Annotated in this window: 11 protein-coding genes; 7 read left to right on the top strand and 4 right to left on the bottom strand. The window is 58.9% G+C overall.

Translation table 11 applies throughout. The features are described from left to right. Positions 1-235: 235 nt before the first annotated feature. From LJF34_RS15570 to LJF34_RS15580, 3 genes are all read right to left on the bottom strand, one after another. On the bottom strand, positions 236-616 hold the full coding sequence (locus LJF34_RS15570; protein ID WP_231186199.1) for a hypothetical protein: 381 nt from the start codon (positions 614-616) through the stop codon (positions 236-238). 87 nt (positions 617-703) lie between these two features. After that, on the bottom strand, positions 704-1,192 hold the full coding sequence (cgi121, locus tag LJF34_RS15575) for a KEOPS complex subunit Cgi121 (protein ID WP_231186200.1): 489 nt from the start codon (positions 1,190-1,192) through the stop codon (positions 704-706). Then, positions 1,189-3,447, bottom strand: a complete 2,259-nt coding sequence (locus LJF34_RS15580) for an ATP-dependent DNA helicase (RefSeq protein ID WP_231186201.1) — start codon at positions 3,445-3,447, stop codon at positions 1,189-1,191. The genes cgi121 and LJF34_RS15580 overlap by 4 nt, the downstream gene beginning before the upstream one ends. 123 nt (positions 3,448-3,570) lie before the next feature. Here LJF34_RS15580 and LJF34_RS15585 point away from each other — a divergent pair, with 123 nt between their 5' ends. After that, positions 3,571-4,323, top strand: a complete 753-nt coding sequence (locus tag LJF34_RS15585) for a hypothetical protein (protein WP_231186202.1) — start codon at positions 3,571-3,573, stop codon at positions 4,321-4,323. A gap of 99 nt (positions 4,324-4,422) precedes the next feature. Next, positions 4,423-4,665, top strand: coding sequence for a ferredoxin (locus LJF34_RS15590; protein ID WP_231186203.1), 243 nt, complete (start codon positions 4,423-4,425; stop codon positions 4,663-4,665). A gap of 130 nt (positions 4,666-4,795) precedes the next feature. Here the strand turns inward: LJF34_RS15590 and LJF34_RS15595 are convergent, their stop codons facing one another. Beyond that, positions 4,796-6,292 (bottom strand): ORC1-type DNA replication protein, encoded by a 1,497-nt coding sequence (locus tag LJF34_RS15595; RefSeq protein ID WP_231186205.1) that lies wholly within the window; start codon positions 6,290-6,292, stop codon positions 4,796-4,798. A 1,477-nt stretch (positions 6,293-7,769) separates the two neighbouring features. Here LJF34_RS15595 and LJF34_RS15600 point away from each other — a divergent pair. The 5 genes from LJF34_RS15600 to LJF34_RS15620 all read left to right on the top strand — a co-directional run bounded on the left by LJF34_RS15600 (position 7,770) and on the right by LJF34_RS15620 (position 11,178). Then, positions 7,770-8,411 (top strand): Era-like GTP-binding protein, encoded by a 642-nt coding sequence (locus LJF34_RS15600; RefSeq protein ID WP_231186207.1) that lies wholly within the window; start codon positions 7,770-7,772, stop codon positions 8,409-8,411. Between the two features lie 5 nt (positions 8,412-8,416). Continuing rightward, a complete protein-coding gene (locus tag LJF34_RS15605; protein WP_231186209.1) occupies positions 8,417-8,803 on the top strand; it encodes a DUF2073 domain-containing protein in 387 nt (128 codons plus the stop codon). Beyond that, on the top strand, positions 8,803-9,618 hold the full coding sequence (locus LJF34_RS15610) for a Zn-ribbon containing protein (RefSeq protein WP_231186211.1): 816 nt from the start codon (positions 8,803-8,805) through the stop codon (positions 9,616-9,618). Before LJF34_RS15605 ends, LJF34_RS15610 begins: the two co-directional genes overlap by 1 nt. A 127-nt stretch (positions 9,619-9,745) precedes the next feature. Beyond that, complete coding sequence (locus LJF34_RS15615; RefSeq protein WP_231186213.1) at positions 9,746-10,081, top strand: hypothetical protein; 336 nt, start codon at positions 9,746-9,748, stop codon at positions 10,079-10,081. A gap of 221 nt (positions 10,082-10,302) precedes the next feature. Beyond that, the gene (locus LJF34_RS15620; RefSeq protein ID WP_231186215.1) at positions 10,303-11,178 is read left to right on the top strand and encodes a hypothetical protein; all 876 of its coding nucleotides are present in this window, start codon (positions 10,303-10,305) and stop codon (positions 11,176-11,178) included. Positions 11,179-11,588 lie beyond the last annotated feature (410 nt).

An 11,588-nucleotide genomic window follows, 5' to 3' on the forward strand; every position in this document is an offset into this window, starting at 1 on the left:
AGAGATGTTCTGAAATAGACATATTCCGGACAGTGCTACCGTCCGGCGGAGGTTCAGCAAACGAATCGTTGGGATTTCGAAGACCCATGGGGAAGTGGCCAATTCTATCGCCTTCCGAGAGGCACCGACCACAGCTCAAATACGTGTAAAACGGCTCAGAATCGGGATAACAGTGGTGATTCAGCTCCTCGATACCAGAAGCAACCCCCTCCATTTCCACTGGAAAAGACGCCGATTACTGCCAATTAGTCTCCGACTCGGAGTCGGTCTCTTCTTCGTCCAACTCACTCAACTCCCGCTCCTCGTTGTACTCCGCCATGCCGCCGGCTTCGCCGGAGATTTCGTTGTACACGGCTTCGCGCGCTTCTTCAGGGGATTCGAAGCGTTCGTCCACGATGCGGTCGAAGACGCTTCCGAGCGTCTCCGTCTCGTTCGGCAAATCGAGCGGTTGGTCGCCGTATTCGGTCGCCAACTCCTCGCTCGTCGTCGGATACTTGTGTTCGCCGAGCATCCGACCCGCGTCGCCGAGCACGTCTTCGACTCGCTCCGCTCGTTCGTGTTGCCGCTCGCGGGCACTATCCTGTACGCGTTCGGCGTCGTGGTTCTCGTCGGACATTGCTCTGGACCGAACTACGCCACACCGTTTGAAATTCATACTGGCCAGCAAGAGCACGGCCGCCGACATCGTGTCCCGTCACCACACCTACTTTTCGACTTCCAACAGAGCGACGCGCTCACGGACGATATCGGTGAGGCTGGCCGTCGTCGCCGCCAATTCCCGTTCCGAGATCGAAAAGAACTCGAAAATCGGTTCGCGATCGGAGGCGTCGAGCGTGTCCTCGGGCGTCAATAACTCGGAAACGGCCGCCGAGGCGGCCGTTTCGCCCTCGCCGTCTACGGCCACGACGACGTCCTGTTCGCCCTCCGAGACGCCCATTTCGAGCGCCTGATTGATCTGGCGACGACCTGCCGCATAGAGGAGAATTTCGACGGCGGGGTCGCGAGCGACGTTCTCACCGCGTTCGAACGCACGATTCGCGTGTTCCACCGCCGATTCGAGATGCGCCCGTCCGGCCACGTAACCCGCGTCGAACGCCTGTATCGCACAGTCGAACTCGTCGCCGATGTCGCCGAGACGTGCCACGAACTCGTTCACGTCGGCGACGGAAGCGCTCCCCTCGACCAATCTCATTCGAAATCACCGAGGCTCTGCTGTCCGCCGTCGTTCGTCGCGCGCGCGCTCGTCGCCGCCGTCTCGGCATCCGCCTCGACGCCGTCGAGCGACGGGTCCTGTCGTCCGACGTTTTCGAGGATGTTTTCGGCCGTCTTCTTCCGACCGCGGAGCGCACCGAGAACGACCGATTTGTCCGCCTCTCGGAGGTCGGTCCGTGACTCGATGCCGGCCTCGTACAACCGGCGGGCGCGTTTTCGCCCGACGTTGCGGACGCCGGCGAGGTCGAGGAGTTCCTCCTCGACGCCGTATTCGACCCGTTTGCGTGCCTCCCTAATGGCCGTGGTCGTCGTGGACGGCAACCGCTCACCCTCGTCGCGCTGGAGTTCCGCGGCGAGGCGTTCGGCCGCGTTGAGCAACCATTCGGCCGTCTCGACCTTCCCACGGATGTCGCCGGGTCCGATGGCGTAGCGCTCCGTGATTTGGTCCTCGTCGAGTTCGCTCGCCCAGTCTTCGAGCAGACGTGCGGTCTTCAACGCCGAAAGCCAGTCTTCGAACGCGTTGTCCTCGAACTCCGAGGGCATGTGACCGAGGAACTCCTCCTCACGCTCATACGCGATTTCGGTGTATCGCTCGCGGTCACCCGAACGAAGGTAGAGTTGATACATGTCCGGAGTGCGCGAGACGAGGTGATACAGTCCGAGCGCGGTCGGTTTTCCGTCCGCATCGCGCAGTCCGTCGATGATTTCGGCGGCGCTCATCGGGTCGAGGTAGAGTTGCGAGACGCGGTGGCCGAGGCCGGTAGCGCGCAACCTGTCGTCCCGTTCGAGGAAGCCGTTCCGTTCGAGGTAGTCGAGAACGCGCTGGGTGACGGATTCGAGTCGCCCCGTTTCGTCCGTCTGGGTCGCGTACAGGGTTCGTTCGAGGAAATCAAGGAGTTCCTCCTCCGTCCCGGCGAACCCGGACGCGACGGTGGCGAGGATGTGGGTCCGAAGCGCGGGTTCCACCGCGAGTTTCGAGTGGACGGGTTCCGGGTCGGCCCAGACGTACTGGTCGAACAGTTCCTGCAGTTCGTCGTGGCTCTTGGCGATGAGGACCGCCTCCCCGTGCGGGTCGAGTCCCGGTCGACCCGCTCGGCCGAACATCTGGTGGACTTCGAGGACGTCCAGCGGTTGCATGCCGCCGATGTCGCCGTCGTAGCGCCGCCAGTCGCGGACGATGACCCGCCGACTCGGCGTGTTTACGCCCGCTGCGAGCGTCGGCGTCGCGCTGATGACTTTGATACACTTGTCGCGAAAGGCGTCCTCGACGAGCGAGCGGTGGTCGCTGGCGAGCCCCGCGTGGTGAAACGCGGCCCCCTTTTCAACGGCGTTCGCGAGGTCGTCGCTCGTTTCGGTGTCGCTCACCTCTCGAATTTGGTCGGCGATGTCGAGCAACTCCCGGCGCTCCTCGTCGGTCAGATGTGCCTTCGTCACGTCCGCGAGTCGCTTCGCTGCCGCCTCGGCGTTGCGACGGGAGTTGACGAACACGAGCGACGACCCCCCGTCTTCGAGCGTATCGCGGACGAGCGCGGCGGTTTCCTTCTCGTTTCCGCGTACGAGTTCCTGTTGTGTGCCGTCGTCGAAGTGCAGCGCCTGCCCGTAGAGAACACCTTTCCTGAGGTCGATGGGACGCCACGTCGAATCGACGAGGGTGGCATCGAGCCACTCCGCCATCTCCTCCGCGTTGCCGACGGTCGCCGACAGCGCGACGGTCTGGAGGTTCGGGTTGACCCGGCGGAGTTTGGCGAGCGTGACTTCGAGCGTGGGACCGCGATGGGAGTCGTTGACGAGGTGCACTTCGTCGGCGACGACACAGGAGAGGTCATCGACCCACTTCGCGCCGTTTCTGACGAGCGAGTCCACCTTTTCGCTCGTGGCGACGATGATGTCTTTCGAGGCGAGCCAATCGCCGTCGCTCTCGTAGTTCCCCGTGGAGACGCCGATGGAGACGCCGTACTGTTCGAACTCCTCGAACTCCTCCTTCTTCTCGCTGGCGAGCGCCCGGAGTGGGACGATGTAGAGGGCTTTGCCACCACGGGCGACGCTCGACAGCATGGCGAGTTCCGCGATGAACGTCTTCCCGCTGGCGGTCGGGATGCTGGCGACGATGCTCTCGCCGTCGGTGATACCTGCTTCGACCGCTTCAGCCTGCGGCGGGTAGAGTTCCTCAATTCCCTGCGCGTGGAAGTGTTCGGGAACGCCGTCCGGCAACCCCGTCAAGTCGGTGACGTTCACGCACGTTCACCTTGCGTGCGCGGTGCGAGTCCGGTCATTACCCTCGTTTGGCGCGTCTTCCCGTTTAAACTGTCGGGTGGACTCTGAAGAAAGATATTTTTCAAGCTGTTTCGACATGTGAGTATGCCGATTCCAAACTACGGTGACAAATACGACGCCCCAGCGTTGTTCTCGGCGGAAGAGGCCGTGGACGCTCACGGTGGAGCGCTTCCCGACATGCCGAAGGCGGTCATCCTCGGCTTCGAAGACGAGTTGTTCGACGCGGTAGACGACCGGGCGACGAAGAGCGTGAACTACGTTCGGAGTCAGGAGGTGCAACTGCTTTCCGAGGAAGTCGGTTTTATCGGTGATTTCGGCATCGGTCCGACCGTCACCGCCATCGTCGCGGAAAACGCGATTGCGGCGGGGGCAGAGGTGGTGTGTCTCCTCTGTGGTTGTGCTGGATTGCAGACAGACGTTCCGCTCTCGGATGCCATTCTTCCGACGCGAGCCATCCGTGACGACGGGATTTCACAGCACTATCTCCCAGCGGAGGAGACGGTGACATCGACGCCAGCGGTGGTGAGCCATCTGAACTCGGCGCTCTCTGCCGCCGAAATCGACACGCACCACGGCCCGACGTGGACGATGGGAGCGATGTACCGCGAGACGGTTCCCGAAATCGAACACTACGCGAACGAAGGTGTCCTCTCACTCGGGATGGCGGAGGCGGCGCTGCTTGCGGTCGCAGCGTACCGCGACGTCGATGCAGGTATCGTCCACCAAATCGGAGACTACCTCACCGCGGAGGAGTGGGTGCCGAATTCGGACGAGACCTGTCCGCTTTCGTCGATGCTGGACCCGACTGTCGAGGCGCTTCGAGCGTACGTTTCGTGACGTTCGTCGTCGAGTTCGTCCGTCGTTTCTCTCGTCGTCAGGTTCCCTCCATCGTTTCGCTCCGTCATCCATTTGAGGGCACACGCCAGAGAGAAACGTATGAAGGTAGAATACGACCGGAACACCTGTACCGGGATGTATCAGTGTACCGCGGAGTGGGAGGAGTTCGTCGAGAACCGCGAGGAAGGCAAGGCCGACCTGCTGGAAAGCGAGGAGGTCGAAGAGGGTATTTTCGTCCGCGAAGTGCCCGACGGAGCCGAGTTCGATGCCGAGATGGCCGCCCGCGTCTGCCCCGTGGACGCCATCAAGGTGTACGACGACGACGGCGAACAAATAGTCTGAAACGGGAACAGTGGGACTCACTGGTCACGGAAAACGACACGATCGAAGGCCATTGTTTCGGGTGGAAACCGATAGGTTGCGATGAAGAATTTCTGCAGTGGAAATTAATCCGGCAGACGATGCTACCGTTTCAGCTGTCGAACCGAGCCTGCTGCATGAACGGCTGAATGTCGTCGATGTCGCCGAGCCGTGAATCGGACTGGAGGACTGCCTCGGTTTCCTCGATGGGGACGGAGAGGCTGATCTCCTTGGTACGCCCGTAGCGACCCTTCGAGACGACAACGGCGTTGACGATGCCGAGCATGTCGAGTTCGCTGATGAGGTCGGTGACGCGTCGCTGGGTGAGGATGTCCGCGTCTATCTCCTCACACAGGTGTTTATAGACGTTGTACACCTCGCCCGTGTTGATGTTGTGAACGCCGTTCTTCTCCAGCGAGATGGTCGAAAAGAGGACGAGTTTCGATTGGGTCGGGAGCGTTCGAACCACTTCGACCACGCGGTCTAGTTCGATCTTGTCCTGCGCCTTCCGAACGTGCCCTTCCTCCACGCGTTCGGCTTGGTCGCGTTCGGCGAGTTCGCCCGCCGTTCGAAGCAGGTCGAGCGCCCGTCGCGCGTCACCGTGTTCCTGCGCGGCGAAGGCGGCACAGAGCGGAATCACGTCGTCCGAGAGGGCGTCTTCCTTGAACGCCACCTCGGCACGGTGCTGGAGGATGTCCCGGAGTTGATTCGCGTCGTAGGGGGGGAAGACGATTTCCTCTTCCCCCAGACTGGATTTGACGCGGGGGTCGAGAAAGTCGGTGAACTTCAGGTCGTTGCTGATACCCATGATGGACACCCGCGAGTTGTCGAGTTCCGAGTTCATCCGAGAGAGGTTATAGAGCGTGTCGTCGCCGGATTTCTCGACCAGTTTGTCGATTTCGTCCAGCATGATGACGACGACGCGCTCCTGATAATCGACGGCCTCGAAGAAGGTGTTGTACACGCGGTCCGTCGGCCACCCGGTCATGGGAACCGGTTCTATCTCCTCCGAATCCGCTTCGAGTTCCTCGATACGGTCGTCGATTTCCTGTACGGACGAGAAGTCGGTGTTCGCTAACTGCTCGGATTCGGCGGCGACGCCGTCGCGAATGTCGTTCAGTTCTTCGATTTGGCTTTCGATGTCGGCCAAATTGTTCTCGATGAACTTGTTGGCGAGTTGCGCGAGTACGCGATACTGGGTATCCGTTATTTCGCAGTTTATGTATTCGACCTCACACGGGACTTCGTACTTCAGCGAGGTTCGTTCGAGTTCCTGACTCACGAACTTGGCACTCGCCGTCTTTCCGGTCCCCGTCTTTCCGTAGATGAGGATGTTCGACGGCGTTTCGCCGCGCAGTGCGGCGACGAGAATGGTCGCCATGCGGTTGATCTGCTCTTTGCGGTGTGGGAGTTCGTGTGGCGTGTACGAGGGCCGGAGCACCTCCTTGTTCTCGAAGATCGGCTCGCCGCTGAGCAGATCGTCGAACAAACCTTGGTTGCTCTCGTCGTCCGAGTCGTCCAACACGACATCGTCCAAGTCGATACCCTCGAATCCACGGTTCGCCTGGCCGCTTCGTTCGTCCGCCGGGTCTGTGTTCTCGTCTGACATACGTCGTCTTTGTACCCCTTCGTTTCGACTGGAGTTGACGCGCCGTGCGGAGAGAGAAGGGAGGAAACCGGGAATAGCGTCCCTATTTCCGTCCCAGAGAAGCGACAGCGCGTCCAGTTGATGCAGATGAAAAAGAGGTACAGCACAGTACTAAAATCTTTCTCATCGATGGAGTGATGAACGAAAAAGGTGTTTTTGGAGGTTTCACCCTGAATCAGCATCGTTTCGGGTCGAACGAAAGGTGAGAAGAAGTGGTAACCAAGTGGAAGGTGTGAGAAACGGACGGTGATTTTTCGAATGGATTTGGGAGCAGTCGATGTGTCTGATTTTCGAGTGTTTGTTCACGGCTTCGGATTCGATGGGTCGGAAAGTGGCGTTCGATTCGTCTTCGGATTCGATTCGTTCGACCTATCCGACTCGTCCAAGCGGGTCGTTTCGGGTCGAGTCGAAATAGAGAGATGGGTAACAGAGTGGAGACGTCGGAGTGGAGGCGTCGGAGTGGAGGAATCGGAAGGAGCGTAGCAGGATAGAGAGGCAGGAGGAGAGAAGAGGAGGTGATGAGTAATGTGGCATGGAGGGACGGTGGAACGTGATAGAACGGTGGAACGGGAGGTGCAGTGACGGATGGCGATTCAGTAAACGGTGGGAGTGTATCCGTCCGTTGCCCCCTCATTTCGGGTGGAACGCGTGGAGCCGTGACGGAGATGTCAAGGAATGGAAACGTGAGATGATGTTCGCGGAGGTGGTATCGACGATTGGATATGGATCGGAAAGTGGTCGAGAGAACGGTTATGTCTTGTGATAACACGTGTCTATGAACCCCCCCACCCCTTCGTTTCGGGTGGAACGCGGAGAAGGAGGGGTGGGGGGAGGGGAAATCTAGGACGGGAACCTTTATTACACAGTCTAGCTAACAATATCCGCAAACTAGAGTTAAAACTTTTCTAGAGGGGAGTGTAGTCTGTAAGTTACCTACTGCTGACACCCCATCCCCCATCGTTCGACGCTTCCACCCGAAACGAAGGGGTGGGGGTGTCCCGAAATGGTTGTAGAAACGACATGGAACGCGCATTCGGTAACACCAACACATCGAGATATGTGTTACCACCCGACACTACTCGGTACGCGATGAGACGACCTCTCGCTTTTCATCCTGCCGAGACAAAACCGCTTGATTCGTTTTGGTCCGGGTACACCGGTAAACCCCTCCGTTTCCAGTGGAAACGTCTTCCCCTTCCAACGACCCTTTCCGTCTGTTCGAAATCAGTCATGACTTCGAGAACGGTTCCGTCGAGTCATTTCCCTCGCGTGATATTCCTTTCCCGCTCCTGTCCGGGAATTGTGTCACGAGTTGTCTGACATAGGTTTAAGTGAGTGGCGTAAATTTGTACGCGCAACAGCCCCGCACGTCCGGCTCAATCTCGACAACCCGTTGTCTAGAGTGACTATCCGACACTGGGGTCTGGGAGGAAAAAGGATGGGATTGTTTACTGGTCTCAGGCAAAGTATTGCACGTGTGACCGACAAGCTCTTCACGTCGGAAGAGCCGAAACGTATCGGTATCTATGGGCCCCCAAATGCTGGGAAGACGACGCTTGCCAATCGCATCGCCCGTGATTGGACGGGCGACGCTGTCGGTCCCGAGAGCCACGTTCCACACGAAACACGCCGCGCGCGTAGGAAGGAAAACGTCGAAATCGAACGTGACGGACGGAAAGTCACGATCGATATCGTGGACACGCCCGGTGTCACGACGAAAGTCGATTACGAGGAGTTCCTCGACCACGATATGGACAAGGAGGACGCGGTACGTCGCTCCCGCGAGGCCACCGAAGGTGTCGCGGAAGCGATGCACTGGCTTCGAGAGGACGTCGATGGCGTCATCTATGTTCTCGACAGTTCGACCGACCCGTTCACGCAAGTGAACACGATGCTCATCGGCATCATCGAGAGTCAGGATCTGCCGGTACTTATTCTCGCTAACAAAACCGACCTCGACGATTCGAGCGTCCAGCGGATTCGCAACGCGTATCCGCAACACGAGACGATTCCACTCTCCGCATTGGAGGGTGATAACATGGACGAAGTGTACACGAAGATAGCGGAGTACTTCGGGTGATCACAATGCCGGAAGTGAAAAATTCAGACGACGGCGTTCAAGTCGACCTCATCGGTGGTGAACGGATGGCTGGGAAGACCAGCATGGAGAAGATTCGGATGATACTCGATGGTGTCCGTGACGGCAACATCGTCATCCTCGAAGAGGGATTGTCCCCCGACGAGGAGAGCAAACTCATCGAAGTGACGATGACCGAAATCAGCCCCGACGAGTTCAGCGGTATCGAAATCGAGACCTACCCGCGCTCGAAGACGTCCGACAGCGGCCTTCTCGGTCGGTTGATGGGCCGTGAGTCGTCCAGTTCGAAGCTCACTGTCATCGGTCCGGCGAACCAAATCGAGACGCTCCACAAGGACGAAAACCTCATCAGCGCACTCATCTCCCACAAATAATGCCCCACAAGTGTACGAACTGTGGACGGACGTTCGCCGACGGGTCGAAGGAGATGCTTTCGGGGTGTCCCGACTGTGGCGGTAACAAGTTCCAATTCCGTCCGTCCGGGTCATCTCCAGACGAAACAACGCCCCCCGAGTCCGCAGGAGCGAACGAGAACCCGTCGGCGACTGCCGACAGTCCGGTCGGACCGGGAACGGTTGGCCGTGCCGCGAACACCGTCAAAGGATGGGTGGGCTCGCGCGGCGGTTCGGACACAGCGGAATCGGACCGCGGTGAACCTGTGCGGAAGCGAAAGGAATCCACACAACCGGAATCCACACAACCGCAAGCAAAACCGGCCACGGCTCCGGAGCAGACGGTGGAAAGGCAGACGACAGAGAGGGAGACAGAAGAGAGGCAAACGACAGAGAGGGGGACAGAAGAGGGGCAGTCGGCGGAGAAACGGAAACAGAACGCACGGACCGAAACACCCCAACGATCGGCAGAAGAACCCGCCGCCAATTCGAACGAAGACAGCGCACAGGCAAATGCCCGCTCCGAAATCGTCCCGGAAGACGAACTCCCGGAACGGTCGGACGATGACGGTACTGGGACGGTCATCAAACCACCCGAAGACGACCAACCGAGCCTCGACGAACTCCGCGAGGAGCTAAACAGCCAGTTCGAGAGCATCAAAGTGGTCGAACCCGGTCAGTACGAACTCAACCTGATGGAACTCTACGAACGCGACGAGTACATCATCGCTATGCGGGAGAACGGTCGATACGTCATTCAAGTCCCCGACTCGTGGACCGGCGCTATCGATAGCTGATTCGCTTTCGTTCGATTAACTGCCAATTCATCACCTTGGATTCTCATCAATTCATCATCTTTATTCGCCAAATCATCGCCTTCAACCCTCGTCGTATCAATCCCGCGCACTAGCAGGGGTTGAGGCTTTGCTCGGATATGGCGGAGACAATCGTATAAATCCGACCGAGCAACTCGCTCGAAGCCTTCTCTCCGAGTCGAAAGCGTACGGCTACACGTTGACCATCTGGGGTGGCGGTGCGATTCTGATGAATCAGTACGGCTCACCCCGAATTGTGGAGATTTTTCTCTACATCCTCGGCTACGGTATCTTGGCGGCGCTCAACCCCGGATTCCCGGCGAACTGGGGATTCTTGCTCATCGGATTCTGGGGTACCCTTTCGTACAACCTCCTGCTCCTGCTCGAATCGGGATTCGCCCGTTTCGTCACCTCGACGTTCGATACCGTCGAAGTCGGGTCGTAATCGAATGAAACGGACCCACGGCGGACACCGCACCGTCGATTCGACGATCAAACGACTATCTGGAGTGGAAACGAAGGGGTTTCGACCCGAGTAGGCAGATTTTAAGTAATCGAGCGGGAACGAACGGGTATGAGTACTCCGACGAAAATCGTCATCGGTACCGTCGTACTGACGATGTTGGCCGCACTTGCAGTCGTTCTCAACGCCTGGCTCGTCGCCTGATGTTCCGCGAACGGACTGTTCCGGAAGACGTGGCGGCGGTTCGAAACGAGCGCGCGCCGAACGCGCTCGTCTTGGACTGCGAACGCGATTTCGAGACGCTTCCAATTCCGGCACGCGACGACCTCGCACTTCTGACGGACGAACTGCGTCCGTTCTCGGCACCCGACGAGTGGCTACCCGACGACGCACCGGAACTCCTCCGGCGATTCGCCGGGTCCGACCTGGTCGTCGGAATGCCCGGCGACGGAAGCGTGGCGTGGACCCATCAAACCGTCCCGCCCGTCCTCTTCGTGAAAGCGCGCGTTCAAGGGTCGCCCGAGGAGTTCGTCGACTTCCTGATCGCGGAAGCGCTCGTCGAAATCGATCTCTACCTCCCCGAACATTTCCTCGAATTCTTCGGCGAACGGTACCCGGAGTTTTCCGACACCGTTCCGCTCGGTCCCGCGGGCACGTATCAACTCGCGGTCGCCCTCTGTGATGCGTACAAAGGGCTACACACGCGCGATGAGTTCGTCGAGTGGCGTGAGTCACATCCGCGGCTGTTCGACGCGTGGCAGGACGCAGGACAACGAATCGAACCACGGGTGGACGGCATCTCGCGGGAAGTCGTCACCGGACGAACCGATTTCCCGGATGCCACCGAGTTGGCCTGTAGCGCCATCAAACACGGTATCGAACCGCCAGCGCCGTTCGCCGCACTCGATACGCAGGCCTACCGCGACCACGGCGTCGGCTACGCCATCAAATGGGCCGAAAAGACGCTCGGGGCGCTCGATGTGGATTCGGATTCCGATTCGGCGTCGGACGCTTCCAATTCGAACCCTGAGTCGGACACCTCGGATTCGAATTCGGAGTCGGACGCGGACTCGGAATAACGGTTTTCGTTTCGATCGTTGTCCTCTTTTCTTATTTACCGTCCTTCTTCGATGGGACGATTACGAGGTCGTCGGGGTAACTGTCCAGGAATACCGAGTACTCCTCCGTGCCGGTGTCTTGTGCCATGGTAATCCAGAACAGTACCGTCGTATATAATGTTGCTTGACAACATATTCCATTTATCGCACGAACAACTGTACGAACACTCGGTTTATTATCGGATACTATCCGTTTAAGGTTGTAAAACGGGCAGAAACGAACCCCTTCTCGGCTTGTTTTTGGACGAACGTCTTATCAATTCACAAACACACGCTACTCCGTGGCGGAGTCGGCGCGCGTGATAGCGGCGTGAATACGGCGGTAGATGACTTTCACTGCCGTTTCATCGGCACCGACGACCGCCCCCCAC

Origin of the sequence: Haladaptatus sp. DYF46 (assembly GCF_021083305.1) — an archaeon.
GTDB lineage: Archaea > Halobacteriota > Halobacteria > Halobacteriales > Haladaptataceae > Haladaptatus.